At 56.4% G+C, this 21,355-nt stretch carries 19 protein-coding genes, 4 tRNA genes and 1 other RNA gene; 14 read left to right on the top strand and 10 right to left on the bottom strand.

Annotation, left to right across the window (positions count from 1 at the left end):
* Positions 1-3 precede the first annotated feature (3 nt).
* Positions 4-1,557: a PhnD/SsuA/transferrin family substrate-binding protein gene (locus SELIN_RS08900; protein WP_013506332.1), complete on the bottom strand. Its 1,554-nt coding sequence runs from the start codon at positions 1,555-1,557 to the stop codon at positions 4-6.
* 58 nt (positions 1,558-1,615) lie between these two features.
* Positions 1,616-1,987 (bottom strand): response regulator, encoded by a 372-nt coding sequence (locus tag SELIN_RS14065; RefSeq protein ID WP_013506331.1) that lies wholly within the window; start codon positions 1,985-1,987, stop codon positions 1,616-1,618.
* A gap of 156 nt (positions 1,988-2,143) precedes the next feature.
* Between SELIN_RS14065 and SELIN_RS08890 the strand changes: the two genes are divergently transcribed.
* The gene (locus SELIN_RS08890) at positions 2,144-2,830 is read left to right on the top strand and encodes a response regulator (RefSeq protein ID WP_013506330.1); all 687 of its coding nucleotides are present in this window, start codon (positions 2,144-2,146) and stop codon (positions 2,828-2,830) included.
* 28 nt (positions 2,831-2,858) lie between these two features.
* Here SELIN_RS08890 and SELIN_RS08885 read toward each other — a convergent pair whose 3' ends face one another.
* From SELIN_RS08885 to SELIN_RS14060, 7 genes are all read right to left on the bottom strand, one after another.
* Complete coding sequence (locus tag SELIN_RS08885) at positions 2,859-3,782, bottom strand: methyl-accepting chemotaxis protein (RefSeq protein WP_013506329.1); 924 nt, start codon at positions 3,780-3,782, stop codon at positions 2,859-2,861.
* Entirely contained in the window at positions 3,779-4,144 is a 366-nt protein-coding gene (locus SELIN_RS08880; protein ID WP_013506328.1) for a hypothetical protein, read from the bottom strand. Before SELIN_RS08880 ends, SELIN_RS08885 begins: the two co-directional genes overlap by 4 nt.
* An 82-nt stretch (positions 4,145-4,226) precedes the next feature.
* On the bottom strand, positions 4,227-5,906 hold the full coding sequence (locus tag SELIN_RS08875; protein WP_013506327.1) for a methyl-accepting chemotaxis protein: 1,680 nt from the start codon (positions 5,904-5,906) through the stop codon (positions 4,227-4,229).
* Between the two features lie 191 nt (positions 5,907-6,097).
* The gene (locus tag SELIN_RS08870; RefSeq protein WP_013506326.1) at positions 6,098-6,616 is read right to left on the bottom strand and encodes a hypothetical protein; all 519 of its coding nucleotides are present in this window, start codon (positions 6,614-6,616) and stop codon (positions 6,098-6,100) included.
* Entirely contained in the window at positions 6,613-7,353 is a 741-nt protein-coding gene (locus SELIN_RS08865) for a hypothetical protein (protein ID WP_041726012.1), read from the bottom strand. The genes SELIN_RS08870 and SELIN_RS08865 overlap by 4 nt, the downstream gene beginning before the upstream one ends.
* Positions 7,354-7,394: 41 nt before the next feature.
* Complete coding sequence (locus SELIN_RS08860) at positions 7,395-8,192, bottom strand: sugar phosphate isomerase/epimerase family protein (protein ID WP_013506324.1); 798 nt, start codon at positions 8,190-8,192, stop codon at positions 7,395-7,397.
* A gap of 62 nt (positions 8,193-8,254) precedes the next feature.
* Entirely contained in the window at positions 8,255-8,917 is a 663-nt protein-coding gene (locus SELIN_RS14060; protein ID WP_013506323.1) for a hypothetical protein, read from the bottom strand.
* Positions 8,918-9,120: 203 nt separating this feature from the next.
* On the opposite strand from SELIN_RS14060, the gene SELIN_RS08850 reads away from it, so the two are divergent.
* The 6 genes from SELIN_RS08850 (at position 9,121) to ssrA (ending at position 10,560) form a co-directional block, all read left to right on the top strand.
* Positions 9,121-9,198 (top strand) — tRNA-Glu (locus SELIN_RS08850).
* A 2-nt stretch (positions 9,199-9,200) separates the two neighbouring features.
* A tRNA-Val gene (locus SELIN_RS08845) sits at positions 9,201-9,276 on the top strand.
* Positions 9,277-9,287: 11 nt separating this feature from the next.
* Positions 9,288-9,364: transfer RNA gene (locus SELIN_RS08840), tRNA-Asp, on the top strand.
* A 37-nt stretch (positions 9,365-9,401) separates the two neighbouring features.
* Positions 9,402-9,477 (top strand) — tRNA-Lys (locus tag SELIN_RS08835).
* A gap of 116 nt (positions 9,478-9,593) precedes the next feature.
* Positions 9,594-10,046: an SsrA-binding protein SmpB gene (smpB, locus tag SELIN_RS08830; RefSeq protein ID WP_013506322.1), complete on the top strand. Its 453-nt coding sequence runs from the start codon at positions 9,594-9,596 to the stop codon at positions 10,044-10,046.
* Positions 10,047-10,209: 163 nt separating this feature from the next.
* Positions 10,210-10,560: a transfer-messenger RNA gene (gene ssrA / locus SELIN_RS14730) on the top strand.
* 115 nt (positions 10,561-10,675) lie between these two features.
* Here the strand turns inward: ssrA and SELIN_RS08825 are convergent.
* Positions 10,676-10,864, bottom strand: coding sequence for a hypothetical protein (locus SELIN_RS08825; protein WP_013506321.1), 189 nt, complete (start codon positions 10,862-10,864; stop codon positions 10,676-10,678).
* Positions 10,865-11,139: 275 nt separating this feature from the next.
* Between SELIN_RS08825 and SELIN_RS08820 the strand changes: the two genes are divergently transcribed.
* The 7 genes from SELIN_RS08820 (at position 11,140) to SELIN_RS08790 (ending at position 21,330) form a co-directional block, all read left to right on the top strand.
* On the top strand, positions 11,140-11,355 hold the full coding sequence (locus tag SELIN_RS08820) for a helix-turn-helix domain-containing protein (protein WP_013506320.1): 216 nt from the start codon (positions 11,140-11,142) through the stop codon (positions 11,353-11,355).
* Positions 11,348-14,158, top strand: coding sequence for a type I restriction endonuclease subunit R (locus SELIN_RS08815; protein ID WP_013506319.1), 2,811 nt, complete (start codon positions 11,348-11,350; stop codon positions 14,156-14,158). The genes SELIN_RS08820 and SELIN_RS08815 overlap by 8 nt, the downstream gene beginning before the upstream one ends.
* Before the next feature lie 114 nt (positions 14,159-14,272).
* Positions 14,273-15,103: a KilA-N domain-containing protein gene (locus SELIN_RS08810; protein WP_013506317.1), complete on the top strand. Its 831-nt coding sequence runs from the start codon at positions 14,273-14,275 to the stop codon at positions 15,101-15,103.
* Between the two features lie 2 nt (positions 15,104-15,105).
* Positions 15,106-16,770, top strand: coding sequence for a type I restriction-modification system subunit M (locus tag SELIN_RS08805; RefSeq protein ID WP_013506316.1), 1,665 nt, complete (start codon positions 15,106-15,108; stop codon positions 16,768-16,770).
* Positions 16,767-18,350, top strand: a complete 1,584-nt coding sequence (locus SELIN_RS08800; protein ID WP_013506315.1) for a restriction endonuclease subunit S — start codon at positions 16,767-16,769, stop codon at positions 18,348-18,350. Before SELIN_RS08805 ends, SELIN_RS08800 begins: the two co-directional genes overlap by 4 nt.
* A gap of 56 nt (positions 18,351-18,406) precedes the next feature.
* Positions 18,407-20,236, top strand: a complete 1,830-nt coding sequence (locus SELIN_RS08795; protein ID WP_013506314.1) for a restriction system-associated AAA family ATPase — start codon at positions 18,407-18,409, stop codon at positions 20,234-20,236.
* The gene (locus SELIN_RS08790; protein WP_013506313.1) at positions 20,236-21,330 is read left to right on the top strand and encodes a hypothetical protein; all 1,095 of its coding nucleotides are present in this window, start codon (positions 20,236-20,238) and stop codon (positions 21,328-21,330) included. Before SELIN_RS08795 ends, SELIN_RS08790 begins: the two co-directional genes overlap by 1 nt.
* Positions 21,331-21,355: the final 25 nt, after the last annotated feature.

Here is a 21,355-nt window from a genome sequence, read left to right as displayed (position 1 = left end):
TCCTCAGGCCTTTTCGTAGCCGGGGCTGATGTAGTGCATGATATCAGCGGTGCGCACCCAGAATATGGTGTCACTGTTTTCGGCAAACTGGCGCAGTCGCAGTTCGCTCTCTGTCAGCGCCTGTTCCACGCGCTTCTGTGCGCTGATGTCCTGAACGGTACCGATGAGGCGAACCAGGTTTCCCTGTTCATCACGTTCCAGCCGTGCCAGTTCGTGAACCCAGCGTACTTCACCATCGGGTCGAATGATGCGATGCTGCACATCGTGGATGCCATCGCGGCGGGCGCGCTCCTCGCTGGCCAGTACCAGGGGCAGGTCTTCGGGATGAACACGGTCATGGAAGGCCTGAATGCTTGGCGAGAAGGTCTGTTGATCAAAGCCGAAAATGGCGTAGATGGTATCTGACCACCACAGCTGCCCGCTCACCAGATTGGCTTCCCAGTGGCCCAGGCGGGCTATGCGCTGGGCTTCCTCCAGCCGGTGCAGGAGAATCTGGCCATGCTGCTGCTCCCGGAGCGCCTGGCGGCGAGCCAGGAAGAGTGCTGCGCTGAGCAGGAGAATCAGAATGACAACCAGCAGCAAAAGCGCGATGGGCAGTTCCCAGCGTTCCCAGGCGTCCTTGAGGGTGAATTCGGGAGCCAGGTCAAAGGGTGGCAGGCGCAGTTCGCGCATCAGTCTTTCAACACTGTGGTAGTCAGCGGGAACGGAAAACCCGTAAATTCCGACCTGGCGCGCCAGCTTGCTGCCGTGGGGCAGCGCGTAGAGAGCCGATGCCAGCAGAAGCGCAACCTGTTCATTGGTATGGGCAAGAGCGGCCAGAGGCCACTCCGGGTAGACGGCAGTGGAGGCAGCATAGGGGATTCCCCGCGCCTCGACAGGGTTGAGCACCCGTATTGCAGAGGCCTGCAGCCTGCCTTCCCGTATCATGGACTCCATGATACCGCTGCGCACAAAAGCGGCGTCAGTCTGGCCATGGAGCATGGTCAGGATGGCAGAATCATGGGGCATTCCCGTTTCCTTGATGCGGATATCCCGGTGTGGCTGCACGCCGTGACCAAGTAGCTCGAACGCCTGCATCTGGTAGCCGCCAAGGGATTTTGTGGTAACCACGGCAACGGTTTTTCCCTTCAGATCGGCTATTGTCTGCAGTTCATCGCGCTCGGCAGGAACCAGGATGACACCGGCAAATCCCCGCACCGGTATGCCATGTTCCATGGGGATGATTGTCGCCAACGGGGAGGACAGACTGTTCTGGCGGGCCAGCAGAATATAGTGCGCCGGATTTGTCAGCACAAAATCGATCTCTCCGTTGGTGAGCGCGCGCTCCAGGTCTGCGTAGCTCAGGACGCGCAGCTCAATGGAGAAATGGGGAATATGCTGATTCAGATAGTCAACCAGGGGTTGAAAGCGTTCCCGGGTAATTTCCACCGGGCGGTAGGACAGTACTCCCAGGGTGTATGACTGGCCGAGCGCCGAGGTGGCGGTGCACATCAGCAACGCGATGAGGCTCAGCGCCCGGCGGGCTGACGGCAGAAGAAAAGCGCGCAGAAAGAACATATTCAGTCACCCCACAGAGAATCAAAAGTCCGTGTACCGTACACTCCCATGTGTGCTCTCAGCGCAGGCACTTGCGCAGCGCCTGCAGCAGCTCTGCCTTGAGAATCGGCTTGGTCAGCACGGCATCGGCTTCAGGTACGTGGCTGGCGTCGTCGGCAAATGCCGTGATGACGATGACAGGGAGCTCAGGAGAGTTGCTTTTGAGCTGCCTGAGCATATCACTTCCGCTCATCACTGGCATCTCCAGATCGGTCAGCACCACATCGGGATGAAACTGTGCGACTTTTTCCAGGCCATCGCGGCCATGGACTGCCAGGTGAATATCCTGAAAGCGGAATCGCAGCAAACGCTGCAGGCCAAGCCGTGCCATGGAATCATCTTCAACTATGAGAACCGTTTTGTCTTTGAAAGAGTCGTCCAGAACTGACATAGGCATCCTTGTGAAATTCGTTTTCATGATGATTTTTCTTCAGCCGTGATCATACCCTGCCCATGTCACGGGATTGTCACATTATGACACTTGGAAATCATGGCAGGGAATGGTATTCTCACGATTATCCATCACCAGTTTCCGAAGGAGCTTGGCATGTTTCAGGCGAGTCTGGCGCCACTCAAAGAAATGACGGTACTGATTGCCGAGGACGATGCCATGGCCCGCGCGTCTTTGCAGAAAACGCTGCAGCTTTTCTTTGGCGAGGCCATCACTGCCACTGATGGCCGTGAGGCCCTGGATCTGTACGCCCGCCACTGTGTTGATGTCGCCATCCTGGATCTCATGATGCCTCAGTTCAGCGGACTGGAGGTTGCCGCCGAGATCCGTCGCGATGATCCCGATCTCCCCATCATCATCCTGACCGCCTACAGCGATTTTGAGAATGTCTCGGCAGCTGTGCGACTGCGGCTCATGGAGTACCTGGTCAAGCCAGTCAACATGTCGCAGCTCAAGGAGACCCTGCGCCGCTGTGTCGAGGAGATGAATCAACGTGGCCGGCTGGTTACCACCCTGAAAAGCGGTGCCAGTTATAACAGTGTGACCGGTGAGGCACTTTTCGAAGGCAGAACCAGCATCCTGACCCGCAATGAGAAACTGCTGCTCGACTACCTGCTGCGTCGTCGCGCCCAGGTCATCAACGCCCCCGATATCTGCATTCACCTTGAGGATGAAGGGGGCATGGCCCCCGGAAGCCTGCGCACCCTCGTCTACCGCCTGCGCGGAAAAATCGGCAATGACGCCGTGGTCAGCATCAAAGACCTGGGCTATATGGTACCCTGATTCGCGTGTCAACTTCACTCCCGTCCTTTCATCGCCGCGCCGGCGGCAAGCCGGGCAGCTGGGCCGACAGTTCCGCGTCTTCCGTATGGAAGGCACTCAGGCGATCCTGTACATCAGCAGCCAGCCGTGCCAGATCAGAAGAGGCGTGCCCGACTTCCTCTGAAGCCTGGGCGGATTCTTCGGCGGCAGCTGAAATCGTCTGAATATCACTGCTGATATGGTCGGCCGTGGTTGACATCTCCTCCATGGCAGCCACGTTCTGCTCAATCAGCTCCTGCAGGCTTTCCATTCCTCCGAGGATTTCCACGAAGGCACTGTTGGCCTGCTGGGAAAGCTCATTGCCCTTCTGGGTCTTCTCGTTTACCGAAGACATGGCACCTGTGACCTGGTCAACGCCCCCCTGAATACTCTGCACAATGCTGATGATCTCCTGGGTGGATTCCGTGCTGCGCTCGGCCAGTTTGCGAACTTCATCGGCCACCACCGCAAAGCCTCTGCCGGCGTCACCGGCGCGGGCGGCCTCTATGGCGGCATTGAGGGCCAGCAGGTTGGTCTGGTCGGCGATGTCGTTAATGACCTGAATGACCTCCTCAACCCGTGCGGCTTTCTCCTCAAGGGATTGGGCGGAACGCGTGGCCTCGGCTGCCTCGCGGGCGATGGCTTCCATTTCACGGGTGGAGAGCTGGACAAGCTTCCCTCCCTGGCGGGCCTGATCAAGGGCCTGATGGGAGCTTTCCTGAATGGAAGAGATATTTCGCGTAACCTCATTGACGGTCTGGGTCATTTCCAGTGTCGCGGTGGCGATCTGGGAGATGCCTTCCGCCTGGGAATTTATGGCGGCGCTCATCTGGCTGGAGGAGCTGCTGAGCTGCTCGCTGGCGGATGCCACCCCATGGGCTGACATGCGCACGCCGACCACAATGTCGTGGACGCGATCGAGGAACTGGTTCACATAGCCAGAAGCATGGGCGAGTTCATCGCGGTTGCTGAAGTGGCTACCATCAGTACAAGGGTCACAAGAGCCGCCGCCGCGATCATGGCCACGCGCCACCAGCGCCGAAATTGGTTTCGGCACTTCACCGCCGCCTCAAAGAGGGCGAAAAGTGCTGTGACGTGCAGCAGGACGGGTATGGGCTCAAGTGCCGTGAAGGCGAACCCTTCGGCCATGAGCCGCAACCATATGGCGGTGCCATGGAGCGCGGCAAAAACGCTGATCCACGCCCAGAACTGCCCTGCCCGCGAAAAATGCAGGCAGAGGGCGATGGCGGCGAAAATCAGAAATATTGTGCCATGGAGAAAGGCCGTAAATTCCATATTCCCTCGGAATGAAAGGAGCTGCCAGCGGCTTCAGCCACTGCGCTGATAAAAAAAGTGGTGGGGGTTTTTCAGCAGCCTGTTAGAACTCCCTGAGGTCTTCGTCGTCCAGCGGATATATTTCATCGCGGCTGTTATTGCGCTGGCGCTGGGATATGGCCTTTCCCTTTTGCTCGGCAGGCTTTGCGGCGGAGGGCGCAAAAGCCGGAGCAAGCTGGCGGACAGGGTTTTTCCGGGTGCCACTGCTCTGGGCGCGGTGAGCTGAGGCACTCCCCATGGAGTAGCCGACGAACGCCGCAACTTCCGCGACGCTCTGCAGCATGGCTACGGCCTGAGCATTCAGTTGCTCGGCACCGGCGGCGGCTTCCTCGGAACTGGCAGCGTTCTGTTGGGTGACCTTGTCGATCTGGCTCATTGCCGTGGCAATCTGGTTCATGCCCTCGGACTGCTCTTTGACCGATACGGTTATTTCGCTGATGAGCTCAGAGGTTTTTTTGATCTGCTGGCGTATTTCGTCAAAAGCGGTGTTGGTTTCCTCCGCCATGTGATTGCCCTGGCGTATCTGGCTGATGGTGCGCTGGATGATCTCAGCAGTTTCACGGGCGGCATTGGCGCTGCGCTGGGCAAGGCTCTTTACTTCTTCGGCCACCACGGCGAATCCCAGACCGTGCTCGCCTGCACGGGCAGCTTCGACAGCAGCATTCAGGGCCAGCAGATTTGTCTGGAAGGCGATTTCGTCGATGGTCTTGATGATGTGAGATATGCGCTCCGATGAAGCACTGACCTCTTCCATGGATGCCATGAGCATCTGAATCTTTTCATAACCGAGATTTGCGGCACCGGTAGCCTGGTTTGCCAGCTGGTCAGCCTCGCGGATGTTTTCGGCGTTCTGATTGTTGATGGATGTAGCCTCTTCGGTGGTCGCAGTCACTTCCTCCACACTGTTCGCCTGCTCAGAGGCCCCTTCGGCCAGGGAGCTGGACGCCGAGGCGATCTGATCAGAAGCGCTGACAACCTGGTTGTTGGCATCGGATATGGCGCGAATGGCGTTGACGATTATGCGATTTGATGACTGAATAATGTAGCCCGCCAGGATCAAAGCCACCAGGATGACCGTCAGGACGACCAGCAGAATGAATCGCTCCAGGAAAAGCCCATGTTCAACGGCATCGCGAGCAGCGTTGTTGGTTACCACAATGTTATTGTCCACCATGGCCTGCATCGTGGCGCCCATGGCGTCGGAGAGGGGTACCATGCGCTGCACGGTGACACGATACTGCTCAAAGAGCTCCTGCTGCACCGCTGGAGTGCGCTGGGCAATCAGCTTTTCAATAATGGCATCCAGCTCGACATACACCGCTCGCCAGGCCTGATACTGCTGCTGAAGCTCAGTCCAGGCCCGGCGGCCCGCTTCGGACTGGCGGGGCAGGTTGGCGACCGTCTGCCAGTTGGCATCAATATTCTTCCAGGATGCCTGCCTTTGCCGGAAGATGTCCTGGAATTGTCCCTGGGCCTGGAAATTGCGCTCATGCTGCATCACGTCAAGGGTTTGCGCGCGTATAACCATGCGCTCAGTGTTCAGGTTGGCCAGGGCGATCATGCCGGGTATGCGCACTTCCCCAATATTCTGGGTGCGCATGGAGAGGTTGTCGATACCTCGGTATCCGCTTATGCCCACGATAATTATGCCCGCCATGAGAAGTGCTGTCAGCAGAATAATCCTCGTCCGCAATTTCATGGTGCTGCTTCCTGTTCGACTCATGTCAGGCCTCCTGGCAAGTGTATGTAGTGTTCCCGGTTTCGATGCATGGAGTGCAATGTGATAGGCTTCACATATGAGCAATGTGGAATATGCCCATATTCATCCTGAATATCAAGGGAAATCAACCAGTAACATATAACGAACGTTTGCGCGTAGTGAAACGAGTGAAGCGAGATGATGGAGGCGCGCCGTCAGGGGAAATAGGCAGGGTCGCGTACCAGAACCTCATGGGCAGCGCGGACATAGTGCGGATCGGAGAAAAACGGGTTTTCCTGTCGAAAGAGTGTAAGGAGTTCGTGGCGGGATGGAGTGTCGGGCAACTGATCACTCATGGCTGCAATGGCCACAATGCGAATCAGGCTGGTGTCGGTATTCAGGGGCGTCAGGTGCACCAGGACATGGATATTGCGTTCAGCATCCATGGTGAGAATTCGGCTGATTCCGTCAAGATCGTTGTCGCCGAGGGCGGCCAGGGCCGCTGAGCGCTCCGAAGGGTGCAGGGGGAAAATCCGCTCACGGGCAATCTTTGCCATGGACAGTGATGCGGAAATCGCTGACAGCCGGGCCTGCTCCCCATGGTGATGGTGGGTCGAACGCCACTGGTGTGCCTGTAATCCCTGGTAGGCGACAACTGCGACCATGCTCAGCAGCAGCATGACCCACAGCGCCACAACCACCATGAATCCCCTGTGCGTCTGCCTGCCGGTCATGGAGAGACCACCAGTCGTGCCTGGGGCGCGGCAGGCAGCGCGCTGCTCGTCAGCCGCACTTCCACACGTCCTGCGCCGTGATCCCGAAAGCGCAGGTTCTGCACGTTCGCCACCACCAGAAATGCCCTGGCATTTTGCCAGCAGTTGCTGAACATGTGCGAACTTCTGCAGAGATCCAGGAAAAGCCCATGGCCTTCTCCGTACTCGCGTACCTGCAGTCGTGCCCGATAATCAGCCAGGAAGTAGATCATGCCTCCGTAAGGGGTGAAAGAGGAGTCTTCAATGGAGAAGTGCAGCGCTTCCATGGCGGTCACCGTCGCAGCACATACACTACTGATGACAGCATTGCAGAATTCAGGGGCCACAAACTGCAGGCCGGGGTTCGTCAGGCTGGCGCTGTATTCCGGCGTTCCGGTGAAAGCGTAGTCGTGGGCGACGAGAGTGGCAGGGCTGTCCAGGTGGAAGATGCGAAATCGCGCTTTCCCTTCGCTGGTGACTGTGCCATCAGAGAGTTGCGATCCGTCAACTCGGTCAAGTATACCCTGATAGGCGCTGTGAAGGAATTCCACCTCACTGCCGTCCGGGCTGATGACAAGACTGCCCGGTACAGCGCGCTCAAGCTGACGTGTCACAAAGTCCAGGGAGACGCGAATCTCTTCCAGTGCCTGCCGTGTCTGGCTGCCCACCTGGTGGGACTGCGCCACCCAGGCGGAAAACCCCATGGTGATGGCACCCACAACTGAAAGCACCAGCAGGGTCAGCAGTACCTCAATGAGGGTCAGCCCCTGCTGGCAGCTCCTTTGTTCAACTGCTCCAGATATAGTACCGCCTCCTGGAACGCTGCCTCAGTCAACACCTCAAAGGTGAGAATCGGCTGCAGGTCATGTTGATCAAGTGCCTCCAGAATCGCGGAGAAATCAATGTTTCCCTGGCCGCAGGGCAGATGGTCATCCCCGACGCCGTGGTTGTCATGGAGATGCACCTCGAAGAGCTTTTCGGCAAAGGCCTCAATCCACTGTCCATGGCTGGTCTGTCCGAAAAGGCGACTGTGGCCCACATCAAGGCAGTATCCCAGGCGCGGGTTATTCACCGCGCTGACCACATCCACCAGAGGGGCGGGGTCCGCTTCAAAGACGTTTTCCACGCTGATGGTCACCGAGGGGTTCAGTTGTTCCAGCAGGCGGTGCAGAATGTCGCATACATGGTGTTTCCAGTGGTGGTACATCTTGCCGTGGCCATACATCTCGCGGGTATAGCCCGTATGTAACACTATATTGGCAGGCACCACCAGATTGGCCACATCAGCCATCTGCAACAGACGCTCGTGGCTGACCTGCCGGATGCGCATATCCAGACCACCGGGGCTGAGGTCAAAGAATGGAGCATGAAACGTCAGAAATCCGCACCGTCGCTTCAGCGCCTTCAGACGCTGAGCCATAAAGGAAGCTGAATAGGCGTCCATGGTATTGGCATCCATCAGGATTTCATAGCCATGGGCGGCGGTGTACTCATTCCCCTCCATGACGGCGGAGAGCAGACCACGGCACGTCAGAAAACACGAGTGTATATCCAGCACGATTCCTCCGATACAATGATTTCGACTTCAGGATACCACACCCATTTGACATGGCAACAGCATCAGGTGAGGGCTGAGCTGACCTGTGCCATCAGCAGCTTGCTGGAGCCGCTCTGCCCCTGCCAGTTCACCCGCTGGGTGACATCAAAGCCATCGAATTCCATGGAATAGTGAGCCTCTCCCTCTTCAAAAAGCCAGGCGAAACGGTTCAGGGCTTCCGTGGGGTTCTTGCGATAGGCGTCCTGGAACTCCTGGGCCTGTTTGGCTTTGGCGATCAGAGTCTGCAGCGAAGAGAGCTTGCGGAAGGAATTGGACAGATCTGGGTTCTCCCGAAGCAGCTTCTCAATGGCATCCTTGTCTGGATGCTCGCCCGAGACCCGGACATTGCCCGACGGATCTGTGGTGAGCTCAAAGGGCTGCGACATATCTATGCCGCCACGCAGGAAAAGTCCACGCATCTTCGTGGTCAGGGTATCGGAAAGTTCGGCAGCCTCCTGCCTGATATCGCTGATGGAGAGAGATTGTGGCAAAGGTGCCAGCTCGCGGCTGCCGCTCTGGCCATCGGCAAATATCGCCAGACTCTTGGCCTCTTTGGATATGGTGACATTATCCTGTTGAGAAATTTTTTCCTTGGTGCCGGCAGCTTTCACGACGTCTGCCGCCGTTGCCGCGGAACGGTAAGTGCTTAACGCCGAAGAGATATGACTCTGATTACTGATCAGCATGGGCGCTCCTGGACTGCAAGATGACCACTCTACCTGCAAGTTTCCCGCCACCCGCTAAGCCCTTTCCAATTCAGGAGGGAAATTAAATCGTCGGGGACGGTAAAAAAAAGTTGACACCAGCCCCTCGGCTTGTTAGTATCCCGCCTCGTTGAGCGATTCAAGGTCTTGTAACAAGCCAATATGAATCTCCCTCATCACATTGCGTCCCGTTCGTCTAGCCCGGTCTAGGACACCGCCCTTTCACGGCGGCGACAGGGGTTCGAATCCCCTACGGGATGCCAATGGGTGGTTAGCTCAGCTGGGAGAGCATCGGCCTTACAAGCCGAGGGTCACAGGTTCGATCCCTGTACCACCCACCATTTTTCAGTGCGGGGGCGTAGTTAAGTCGGTTATAACGCCGGCCTGTCACGCCGGAGGCCGCGGGTTCGAGTCCCGTCGCTCCCGCCATTTTTTTTGTCTTTTTTCAGAAAAAAGGCCTGAGCGTGACCCGTTAGCTCAGTTGGTAGAGCATCTGACTTTTAATCAGAGGGTCGAAGGTTCGAATCCTTCACGGGTCACCATTTTTTATTGGCCAGCGCCAAAACTGAGGGTTCAACTTCATCAAGGTGCAATAGCAAACGGTTAACCTGTTACTGAATCAGTGGCAGGTTTTTGTTTTTCCGGGAAGGAGGAGCATATGGGCATCAAGATTATCTCCGATAACCGATCCGCCCGTCACCACTTTGAAATCCTGGAGACACTGGAAACCGGAGTTGTCCTGAAGGGCTCGGAGGTCAAGAGCATCCGCCAGGGAAAAGTCAACCTCAAGGACGCCTACTGCCGCGTCGACCGAGGAGAGCTCTTTCTCTTTCAGTGCCATATCTCCCCCTATGAAGAGGCGGGGCCCATGGCGCCCGATCCCACCAGGGTGCGTAAACTGCTGGCCCATAAGATGGAAATCGACAAGCTGGCCGCCAAGGCCCAGCAGGGGGGGCTTGCCATTGTCCCCACAAAGATGTACTTTAAGAACGGTAAGGTAAAAGTGGAAGTGGCTCTTGGCAAGGGCAAGAAACTCCACGATAAACGTGAATCTCTGAAACAGAAGGATGCCCAGCGCGAAGCGCAGCAGGCATTGAAAAGCCACAGTTAGTTACTCCCAATAACTCTTAACACGCAGGCAGTTGAAAAATACTCAGGTGCAAGGCGCTCGCTAAGCAAGGATTGAAGCGTACTCCCCGTACGCTGCAGTGACGAGCGACCGCGAGCAACACCGCAGATGAGGGTTTTTCAGCTGCCTGCCAACACATCAATCTGGGGGCGCACTGGTTTCGACGGGAACACAGAAGCAATTGACGCATGCCAGGGGGCTGGTGGCCCTGTAAAAACCAGCAAAACAACAAACGCCAACGACGAAAACGTTCTGGCTGCTGCGTAAGCAGCACTAACCCCCACGGGACCCGGCCTGCAGGGCCCCATGGTGGAAAATCGCAGGCTGTTGCTTTGACAGTGCTCTCCGGTCAAAGACGAGGATAACAGGAGAACTCGGCTTTCGGATACCGTGCCGCCTCGGGCTCCGGAAGGCTAAAGCAAACAAGCGGACAAGCATGTAGGGTTGGTTGTGGAAATGGTCTCGGACAGGGGTTCGACTCCCCTCGCCTCCACCATTTAGAAAAGACAAACCCGTCTCTCTGGGGTCATTCTCCGGGGTGACGGGTTTTATTTTTCTGTGTATTGTCAGCGACTTACGTCGCCTTCAGGGTGTCGGCGCTACCGCCCAAATCACTCCCTTTTCGGGAAATCCGTCATACCCCGCTTCTCTTTCGGCTCCAAATTCTCCGCATTCTTACCCCCATTCTCCGGACCTCGTCCGGTGTCCTGCATTTTTTCCTGCAACCGCTTCTCGGCGATTTCGTCGGCAAACTGGTTGATACTCTTCATGATTCCGTCAAACAGGTCGTTGATGTCCATGGTCGGTCGCTCCTCGTTGTGGTTAATGCCCTTACTTACCGGAGAGGTGGAGAAAGTGTCGGGCGGTGGCTGATTTTTTTTCGTGTTGGCCTTCTGAGGGGTTACTTACCGGGCGGCGGCGGGATGTGTCGGAAAATTCTGAAATAACCGCCAACTTTCATCTTTCCACATGCGTTGTCACCTGCTATATTAAGGGTCGTAATTGTACGTTGGGCACATTGCGTTCGCTCGCTGCCGGTGAATTGGTGGCGCACCAGGAATTGAGGCAAATCGATATGGCAAAGGCACCGGAAAATTTTGCGGAGACGGTCAAAGAAGTCCGCCAGCAGCTGGGGCTGAGCCAGGAAGAGCTGGCCCACGAGCTGGGCGTGAGCTTTTCCACGATCAACCGCTGGGAAAACAGCAAGACGGTTCCCTTCAAGCTGGCGAGAAGGCAATTCGAAGCCTTTTGTGTGCGGATGAAAGAACAGGGGAAGTTGAAGCATGACTAGGACTGAGGCCCAAACCCGTGCTGAACTGATTGACAGCCAGCTCGCCCAGTCGGGCTGGAATGTTAAAGATCCCACCCTGGTCATCGAGGAGTTCGACATCCTGACTCCACTCCCCCTGGGTGTTGCCGAACCGCGCACCCCATACGAAGGTCATCAATTCAGCGACTATGTATTGCTTGGCAAGGATCGCAAGCCCCTGGCCGTGGTCGAAGCGAAGAAAACGAGCAAAGACGCCGCGCTGGGGCGAGAGCAGGCCAAGCAATACTGCTACAACATCCAGAAACAACTGGGGGGCGAGCTGCCGTTCTGCTTCTACACCAACGGGCACGAGATCTATTTCTGGGATCTGGACAACTACCCGCCGCGCAAGATCGTCGGCTTCCCGACCCGAGATGACCTTGAGCGGTTTCAATACATTCGCCGCAACCGCAAGCCCCTGACCCAGGAGCTGATCAACACATCCATTGCGGGCCGCGACTATCAGATCCGGGCCATTCGCGCCGTGTTGGAAGGCATCGAACAGAAAAAGCGTGACTTTCTTTTGGTCATGGCCACCGGCACCGGCAAGACCCGCACCTGTATCGCCAAGGTCGATGCCCTGATGCGTGCCGGACACGCCGAAAAGGTCCTGTTTCTGGTCGACCGCATCGCCTTGCGCGAACAGGCACTGGCCGCCTTCAAGGAGCATCTGCCCCACGAGCCGCGCTGGCCCAACGTCGGCGAGAAGCTCATCGCCAAGGACCGCCGCATCTACGTCTCGACCTATCCCACCATGCTCAACATCATCCGGGACGAGTCGCAGCAGCTGTCACCGCACTTTTTCGATTTCATCGTGGTCGATGAGAGCCACCGCTCCATCTACAACACCTATGGCGAGGTCCTCAACTACTTCAAGACCATAACTCTCGGCCTCACAGCCACGCCGACCGACATTATCGACCACAACACCTTTCAGCTCTTTCACTGCGAAGACGGCCTTCCCACCTTTGCCTACACCTTCGAAGAGGCGGTCAACAACGTGCCGCCCTACCTGTGCAGCTTCCAGGTAATGAAAATCCAGACCCGCTTTCAGATGGAGGGGATCAGCAAACGCACCATCTCGCTGGAAGACCAGAAAAAGCTGCTGCTGGAAGGCAAGGAGATCGAAGAGATCAACTTCGAGGGTTCACAGCTCGAAAAGCAGGTGATCAACAAGGGGACCAACGCCCTCATCGTCAAGGAGTTCATGGAGGAGTGCATCAAGGACCCGAATGGCGTGCTGCCCGGCAAGACCATCTTCTTCTGCTCCTCCAAGGCCCATGCCCGGCGCATTGAAGAGATCTTCGACAAGCTCTTCCCCCAATACAAAGGCGAGCTGGCCAAGGTGTTGGTTTCGGATGACCCGCGTGTCTATGGCAAGGGCGGCCTGCTCGACCAGTTCACCAACAACGACATGCCCCGCGTCGCCATCAGCGTCGATATGCTCGATACCGGCATCGACGTGCGGGAGATCGTCAATCTCGTCTTTGCCAAACCGGTCTATTCCTACACCAAGTTCTGGCAGATGATCGGGCGCGGCACTCGGCTGCTTGAAGCCGCCAAGCCCAAGCCCTGGTGTACCGAAAAGGATGTGTTCCTCATCCTCGATTGCTGGGACAACTTCGAATACTTCAAGCTGCAACCCAAGGGCAAGGAACTCAAACCCCAGCTCCCCCTGCCGGTGCGGCTGGTCGGCTTGCGGCTGGATAAAATCGAAAAGGCCATCGACCTTGCGCAGGCGCAGGTTGCCGAGCGCGAAATCGCCAAACTGCGTCGGCAGATCAGCCAGCTGCCGCATAGCTCCGTCATCATCAAGGAGGCTGCCTCGCTGCTTTCCCGACTCGATGAGGAAAACTTCTGGATCACCCTGAATCACCAGCGGTTGGAATTTTTGCGCGGCGAGATCAAGCCGCTGTTCCGCACCGTCTCCGAGGCCGACTTCAAGGCCATGCGCTTCGAGCGCGACCTGTTGGAGTACTCACTCGCCCGACTCCGCGAAGAGAAGGAAAAGGCCGAAACCCTCAAGGAAGGTATCGTCGAGCAGATCAGCGAACTGCCGCTGTCGGTCAGTTTCGTCAAAGCCGAGGAGTTGTTGATCCGCGCCGCCCAGAGCAACCACTACTGGGCCAAAACAGATGCGGTTGCCTTGGAGGACGCCCTCGACGAGCTAAACAGTCGCCTTGGCCCGCTGATGAAATTCCGCGAGCAACAGACCGGCCCCGGACCAACACACCTTGACCTGAAAGATGAAATCCACCGCAAGGAAATGGTCGAGTTCGGCCCCCAGCACGAATCGGTCAGCATCAGCCGCTACCGCGAGATGGTCGAGGCCATGATCGCGGAGCTGACCGCGCACAACCCCATTCTGCAAAAACTCAAGAATGGTCAGGATGTCTCGGCTGACGAGGCCCTTGAACTGGCCGAGCTGCTCCATGCCGAGCACCCCCACATCACCGAAGATCTGCTGCGCCAGGTCTACAAGAACCGCAAGGCGCGCTTCATCCAGTTCATCCGCCACATCCTCGGCATCGAGATCCTGAAGAGCTTCCCGGAAACGGTCAGCGAAGCCTTCGATCAGTTCATCGGGCAGCACACGAGCCTTTCCAGCCGTCAGTTGGAGTTCCTGAACCTGCTCAAGGGCTTCATCATCGAGCGCGAGAAGGTCGAGAAGAAAGACCTCATCAACGCACCGTTCACGGTCATCCACCCGCAGGGGATTCGCGGCGTGTTCAGTCCGGCCGAGATCAACGAAATACTACAGCTCACCGAGCGGTTGGCGGCTTGATGAATATGAATCGCGACAGACACGGCAAAGGAAAATATGATCATTTTCGTGGCGTCACGAAAATGATCCTGAAGTTAAACCCATCGAATTCGGTGGTTTTAGGAGGGCGGGAAGATGAAAGCGACCATTAATGCCAAGGGCACGGAAATCACCGTTTTGTCCAAAGGAGACGAAGACGATTTCATTTCCCTGACCGACATCGCCCGTTACAAAAATCCCGACGAGCCCAAGGATGTGGTTAAAAACTGGATGCGCAGCCGCAGCACCATCGAGTTTCTTGGCCTTTGGGAACAGTTGAACAACCCGGATTTTAAAGGGGTCGAATTCGACTCCTTTATCCATGAGGCCGGTTCCAACGCCTTTACTCTGTCACCCCAGAAGTGGATTGCCGCCACCAACGCTGTGGGGATGCTTTCAAGATCAGGGCGATACGGCGGCACCTTTGCCCACAAGGATATCGCCTTTGAGTTTGCTTCCTGGGTCTCCGCCGAGTTCAAGCTCTACATCATCAAGGATTATCAACGCCTCAAGGCCGATGAAAACAGCCGCATCTCGCTTGAGTGGAACGTGAATCGCGTCATTTCCAAAATCAACTACAAGATCCACACCGACGCCATCAAAGACAACCTGATCCCGCAGCTGGTTTCCAAACAGCAGCAGGCGTTCGCCTACGCCAGCGAAGCCGATATGCTCAATGTGGCTCTGTTCGGCAAGACGGCCAGGGAATGGAAAGAACAAAACCCCGAAGCAAAGGGCAACATGCGGGATGAAGCGACCATCCAGCAGCTCATTGTGCTATCCAACCTGGAAAGCATGAATGCGGAGCTGATCAAGCAGGGAATCCCACAAAATAAAAGACTCGTCGCGCTGAATAAAATGGCCATTGAACAGATGACTTCCATAGTGGGAAGCAAGGCCATCAGGCGACTGGAAAAAGGAAAATAGCCATGCTGCAGAACAACCCCGAACTCAAAAGCAAGATCGACCAGCTCTGGAACAAATTCTGGTCCGGCGGCATCAGCAATCCGCTCACCGCCATCGAGCAGATCACCTACCTGCTGTTCATGAAGCGGCTCGACGAGCTGGACCAGAAAAAGCAGGCCGATGCCGAATGGACCGGCGAGCCCTACACCTCCAAGTTCGCGGGCCAGTGGATTCCGCCCGAATACCGTGACAAGGAGGGGGCCGACAACTACGCCGTCGACAAGCGCACCCTGCGCTGGAGCGAGTTCAAGCGCATGCAGGCCGAAGAGATGCTGCAGCATGTACAGAGCAAGGTCTTCCCCTTCCTCAAGGACATGAACGGGGCCGAGAGCAACTTCACCCACCACATGAAGAACGCCGTGTTCATTATCCCCAAACCGGCGCTGCTGGTGGAGGCCGTGAAGACCATCGACGAGATCTTCGAGATCATGGAGAAGGACTCGCAGGAGAAGGGCCAGGCCTTTCAGGACATCCAGGGCGATGTCTACGAGATGCTCCTCTCCGAGATTGCCACGGCGGGCAAGAACGGCCAGTTCCGCACCCCGCGCCACATTATCAAGCTGATGGCCGATCTGGTGCGGCCGCAACTGGGCCACCGCATCGCCGACCCGGCCTGTGGTTCCGGCGGCTTTCTGCTCGGGGCCTACCAGTACATCGTTACGGAATTGGCGAAAAAGGCGGGGGCGAAAGATTTGCAGTCCGACGAAGACGGTTTTGTCCGCACCTCGGTGGCGGCGGGCTTGACCGAGAAGGCCCAGGCCATTCTGCAGGCCTCCCTCTTCGGTTACGACATCGACGCCACCATGGTGCGCCTGGGGTTGATGAACCTGATGATGCACGGCATCGACGAGCCCAACATCGACTACAAGGACACCCTCTCCAAGAGCTATCTGGAAGAGGCCGAATACGACATCGTCATGGCCAACCCGCCCTTTACCGGCAGCATCGACAAGGGCGACATCAACGAAAACCTGAGCCTCTCCACCACCAAGACCGAGCTGCTGTTTGTTGAGAACATCTACCGCCTGCTGAAAAAAGGCGGCACCGCCTGCGTCATCGTGCCGCAAGGGGTGCTGTTCGGCTCCGGCGGCGCATTCAAGACCCTGCGCCAGATGCTGGTGGAGCGTTGCGATCTCAAGGCCGTCATCACAATGCCGAGCGGCGTGTTCAAGCCCTACGCCGGGGTCAGTACCGCCATCCTGCTCTTCACCAAGGTCTGGGGGCCGAAGGACAAGGTGACGCAACCGGCCACCGAGCATGTCTGGTTCTACGAGATGCAGGCCGACGGCTATTCGCTGGATGACAAGCGCAGCAAGCAGGAGGGGTATGGGGATTTGCAGGATATTGTTGCCAAGTTCCATGCCCGCAATCCCGAGACCGATATCGACCGCACGGCGAAATGGTTTTGTGTGTCTCGATCCGAAATTGCGGACGAAAAGAACAACTACGACCTTTCGCTGTCGCGCTACAAGGAGGATGTTTTTGAAGACGTTGTCTATGACAAACCTGCCGACATTCTGAAGCGGCTTATTGAGGCGGAAGTGGGCGAGGCAGACGACGCCCAACTCGCCAAGGTACAAAGCGGCATTGTGCGCGAGCTGCTGGAGCTGAGGGAGATGGTTGGATGAGAAAGGTTCCGATCAGCTCAATTGCGGATGTCACCGCAGGACAAGGCGCTCCCAAACCGGATGAATTTTCTGACAGCGGCATTCCCTTCGTTCGCGCTGGCAGTCTGGAGGATTTGCTTGCCGGTAAAAGTGAATCCGACCTTGAACTGGTGCCTGCCCAAACAGCCAAAAAGCGAAAGCTGAAACTTTACCCCAAGGGCTCGATTCTATTTGCAAAAAGCGGCATGTCTGCGACCAAGGATCGCATTTATGTTTTGCAGAATCCTGCCCATGTCGTCAGCCACCTGGCGATCCTGACCCCCAAAGACAACGTTTATCGGGACTATCTGCGGCTTGCACTCAAACAGTTTCCACCTTCAAGCCTCATCAAAGACCCTGCCTATCCAGCCATCGGCCTCGGCGAGATTCAGAGCTACGAAATTCCGGTGCCCGAAGAAATCGACGACCAAAAGCGCATTGCCCATCTGCTCGGCAAGGTGGAAGGGCTGATCGCCCGGCGCAAACAACACCTGCAACAACTCGACGATCTGCTCAAAAGCGTCTTTCTGGAGATGTTCGGCGACCCCGTACGGAATGAGAAGGGGTGGGAGAAAGACCGAATTGGACGGTCAACTAAAGTCCAGGGAGGCTTTGCTTTTAAAAGCAAGGATCTTGTAACAAAAGGGAATGTCCGTCTTGTTAAAATAGCCAACGTCCATTTTGAGAATCTCATATGGGATGATGTCACTTTTGTTCCTAACCATTTTATTGAAGACTATATCCGATTTGCTCTTTCTGAAGGCGATCTGCTTATCGCTCTAACTCGTCCGATCATTAAGTCACTAGATGTCGTAAAAACAGCAACAGTTAGAGAGGCCGATCTTCCTTGCCTGTTGAATCAACGGGTAGCTCGCTTTGTCTTCGATAAAGCTGCAATCAACAAAAGATTTTTCCTGCAATACTGCTATACGAGCTTCTTCAAAAACACTGTCGATAAACTTTGTCCTCCCGGTCTTCAGCCAAATATCAGTACCAACCAAATCGAGGATATTCCGATTTATTATCCTCCCATTGACCTCCAAAACCAATTCGCCACCATTGTCGAAAAGGTCGAAGGCCTCAAATCTCACTACCAGCAAAGCCTAACCGATCTGGAAAGCCTCTATGGCGCACTCAGCCAGAAGGCGTTCAAGGGCGAGCTGGATCTGTCGCGGGTGGCGCTGCCAGCGGAAGGGCCTGAGATTGCCGAGGAAGAAAAGATGGTCATAGAGGAAATACAACCCATGGAGCCATTGTTCGAGTTGCCCGCACCCGAAGAACTTGCCTTATTGCAAACCGCCGAAGGCCGTAAATCCCTTCTGGGTGAGTGGCTGAATGTCTGGCTGGCGCAACTGGGCGATGCCCCCTTTGCCGCGCAGGCTTTTATGGATGCCGCCCGGCAACGGTTGTGGGAGCTGGCGGAAGACGATGCGCCGGACTGGGGCGTGGCGGAATACGACGAACTCAAGACTCAAGTGTTCGAGGCGCTGGAACAGGGCCGCCTGACCCAGGGTTACGACGATGTCCACAACCGCGTCCAACTCAAAAAGGCAATCCCATGATGCCCTCTCATCCCCAACACCTATTTCGCGCTTTTCGCGTATTTCGCGGTTAAAAAATGAAACTCCTACGCCTCAAAATCACCAACCCGAAGGGCTTTCGCAGCCTGCAAGCGGGTTTTGAGCACCGCTTCCGCAGCGACTGGGACTTGCAGGAGGAGCAGCGCTTTGCCCCCTTCGTCTGCGCCGGTCCCAACGGCAGCGGCAAGTCGAACCTGCTGGAGGCGCTGGCGGCAATCTTCTACCACTTGGAGTGCATTTATCTGGAGAACCTGCCGGACAGCTTCCGGTTCGAGGAAGAGACCAACCCCGGCGGCTTCCGCAGTGAAACCGCCATCCCGGACGGCTTCGAGATCGAATACCTGATCCGCCCGCAGGATGCCTTGAAGTCCAAAGGCCACGACGGCCAGGCCCATGTGCGCATCGTCAAACAGCCCGGCGAAGCGCCCAAGTGTCTCCTGCTCAACCATGCGGAGCAGGAAGGCGCGGTGGAGCAGACCCTGGCCCGGCAACTGCTACCGGATTACATTCTGGGCTACTCCTCCGGCGAGAACGAAATCCTCAGCCTGCCGTTTTTCAAGATGCGTTTTGTCCAGTTCGATGAATACGGGCAGGCGCTGAAGCAGCAGCTGCCTTATCCCGGCCGCCCGGAATCGCGGCTGGTCTACCTCGACAGCGGCTTCAGCCAGGCGATCCTGCTCTGCAACCTGCTGTTTCAGGATGCCAATGCGCTCACACCCTTTCGCGATGATGTGAAAATCGAGGAACTCAGGGAGTTCCGCATCATCATCCGGCGCAGCATCGAGGTGGAGGAAAACCAGATCCCGGCCTTCGGCAGTCGGGATCAGAACAAGCAGGAGTCCACCGAGGATATTGTCAAAAATCACCCGGCCCTGAGCGTCAGCGAAGGCGAGAGCCAGGCCAAGCGGTATCGGATCAACCTGGTGCAACTGCTTGACGGCGGCGACACCGCCGACAAAATCATCCCGCGCCTGATGCGATGCGCCACCTGCTGGTATCTCGACGAGGCCAGCGACACCCTCTATCTCGATTACCGGGTCAACGACGCCACCCGGCAGGCGTTCCGCGATAACTTCGATTTCGAAGTCAACCACTCGCCCATCGCCCTGTTCCAGGCCTTTCAGGTGCTGCTGACGCTTAACCTTTTTGCCGTCAGCGACTCATTGAAGGCCGATCTGTATCAGTCCGACAGCCACTATGTGAGCGAGACGGTGCCGACCCTTGCCTCGGATGAACGCATCATGCGCTTTAAATTTGTTAAGTTCAGCAAGACCGACGTGGCCGAGCCGGTGATGCTCAAGAACCTCTCCGACGGCGAACATCAGCTGCTGCACACCCTGGGCCTCTGCCTGCTGTTCAAGAATACCCAGAGCCTGTTCCTGCTCGACGAACCGGAGACCCATTTCAACCCCGACTGGCGCGCCAACTTCGTCACCCGCCTGCATGATTGTTTCAAAGTGACTGAAAAAGAGGGAAATCAGCAGCAATCGACAATGAAGCGTTATGAACGTGAAATGCTTGTCACCACCCACACGCCGTTTCTGATCTCCGACAGCCGACCGGAAAAGGTGCTGGTGTTCAAAAAGGATAGGGAGACAGGCGAGGTCAGCGTTAGAAATCCGAATTACAACACCCTCGGTGCGTCCATCAACAAGATTACCATGGCCACCTTCGGCAAGCGCGAGACCATCGGCGGCCATGCCCAGGCCATGCTGGAGGGTCTTCGTCAGCGTTTTGAACAGGGCGAAGACAAGGAGCAGCTCATTACAGAGATCAACCGCCAGCTCGGCGACTCGGTGGAAAAGGTACTGCTCATCAAGACCATTCTCGACGCTGGCTCGGATAATGGCGGGGAGGGACAGGGCTGATGCTGTTCGCCTATACCTACGTCCCCCATACCATGGAGAAGATGCAGTCGTTCATTGACTTCATTTTTTTCGAGGTGTGGTGCAAAGCGCCTATCGGATTGGCTTTCAGTCTCGATCTGTTTGAAAACGAGCCAGACCTAAGAGAAGTTCTTTCAGCTTTCGGGTTTGCGACGAATGCCCCCGAGCGTGGCAAGCAGTTTTACAAAGACATCAAAGCGATCTATGAGCTCTTTGCCCCATTAACCCCGAAGCAAATCGACCGACTCAATCGGTGGTACCAGGCCAACAACGACATCGAGAAGGTCTGTGCCAATGACCCGGCAGTCCAAATCGCCCGCTATGCCGATATCGCCGCCATCCATCCTGATCTGAGCGGGCAACTGGAGTCATTTTTCAAGGGGCTCTATTCCCAGCAACTGCTCGATCTTGCGGCGCTGCGGGAAAAGATCGGCCGGATTGATGAGCACTATCAGGCATTCATGCAGGCGAACACCACCGGCAAATGTCCGTTTTGCGGGATCACGGAAATGCTTGGTGTTTATCACACTGGTCGCGAGGCCTATGACCATTATCTACCCAAGGCGATCTATCCCTTCAATTCGATCAATTTTCGCAACCTCGCCCCGGCCTGCCATTACTGCAATAGCAGTTACAAACTCAGCAAAGACCCGGCACGCAATGCCACCGGACGCCGCAAGGCTTTCTATCCCTATGCGACCGATGCCTCCCCAATCGAAATCACTGTCGTCCTCAATACCCCGGATATTGATCGCCTGACACCCGCCGACATCCAACTCACCTTTGGCCCAGACACCGTCCGCGAGGAGATCGAGGCCTGGAAAGAGGTTTACGGAATTGATGAGCGTTACAAGGCGAAATGCTGCGACGAATCATCCGGAAAATACTGGCTGACACAAGTGCTTGATGAGTGGCAGGAAGATGAACGCTCGCCTGCAGACTTCCTGATTACATTGAATCGGCAGGCCGATAAGAATCCACTGGCAGACAGTAGCTTCCTGAAATCGGCCTTCCTCAAAGGTTGTCAACGGGCCGGTCTGTTTGATGTTATTGCAAAGGAGGGAGCCGCGCCATGACCTTTACCCCCGCATTCACCATCAC

Source organism: Desulfurispirillum indicum S5 (genome assembly GCF_000177635.2).
Lineage (GTDB): Bacteria > Chrysiogenota > Chrysiogenetes > Chrysiogenales > Chrysiogenaceae > Desulfurispirillum > Desulfurispirillum indicum.
This window is presented reverse-complemented; position numbering and strand designations above follow the sequence as displayed.

Bases quoted from the DNA above. Each gene is read 5' to 3' on its own strand.
- SELIN_RS08820 (WP_013506320.1), top strand. From the start codon at position 11,140: ATGGCAAAGGCACCGGAAAATTTTGCGGAGACGGTCAAAGAAGTCCGC.
- SELIN_RS14060 (WP_013506323.1), bottom strand. From the start codon at position 8,917: ATGCTGATCAGTAATCAGAGTCATATCTCTTCGGCGTTAAGCACTTAC.
- SELIN_RS08810 (WP_013506317.1), top strand. From the start codon at position 14,273: ATGAAAGCGACCATTAATGCCAAGGGCACGGAAATCACCGTTTTGTCC.
- SELIN_RS08890 (WP_013506330.1), top strand. From the start codon at position 2,144: ATGTTTCAGGCGAGTCTGGCGCCACTCAAAGAAATGACGGTACTGATT.
- SELIN_RS08880 (WP_013506328.1), bottom strand. From the start codon at position 4,144: ATGGAATTTACGGCCTTTCTCCATGGCACAATATTTCTGATTTTCGCC.
- SELIN_RS08875 (WP_013506327.1), bottom strand. From the start codon at position 5,906: ATGAGTCGAACAGGAAGCAGCACCATGAAATTGCGGACGAGGATTATT.
- smpB (WP_013506322.1), top strand. From the start codon at position 9,594: ATGGGCATCAAGATTATCTCCGATAACCGATCCGCCCGTCACCACTTT.
- SELIN_RS14065 (WP_013506331.1), bottom strand. From the start codon at position 1,987: ATGTCAGTTCTGGACGACTCTTTCAAAGACAAAACGGTTCTCATAGTT.
- SELIN_RS08790 (WP_013506313.1), top strand. From the start codon at position 20,236: ATGCTGTTCGCCTATACCTACGTCCCCCATACCATGGAGAAGATGCAG.
- SELIN_RS08795 (WP_013506314.1), top strand. From the start codon at position 18,407: ATGAAACTCCTACGCCTCAAAATCACCAACCCGAAGGGCTTTCGCAGC.
- SELIN_RS08805 (WP_013506316.1), top strand. From the start codon at position 15,106: ATGCTGCAGAACAACCCCGAACTCAAAAGCAAGATCGACCAGCTCTGG.
- SELIN_RS08825 (WP_013506321.1), bottom strand. From the start codon at position 10,864: ATGGACATCAACGACCTGTTTGACGGAATCATGAAGAGTATCAACCAG.
- SELIN_RS08870 (WP_013506326.1), bottom strand. From the start codon at position 6,616: ATGACCGGCAGGCAGACGCACAGGGGATTCATGGTGGTTGTGGCGCTG.
- SELIN_RS08900 (WP_013506332.1), bottom strand. From the start codon at position 1,557: ATGTTCTTTCTGCGCGCTTTTCTTCTGCCGTCAGCCCGCCGGGCGCTG.
- SELIN_RS08800 (WP_013506315.1), top strand. From the start codon at position 16,767: ATGAGAAAGGTTCCGATCAGCTCAATTGCGGATGTCACCGCAGGACAA.
- SELIN_RS08815 (WP_013506319.1), top strand. From the start codon at position 11,348: ATGACTAGGACTGAGGCCCAAACCCGTGCTGAACTGATTGACAGCCAG.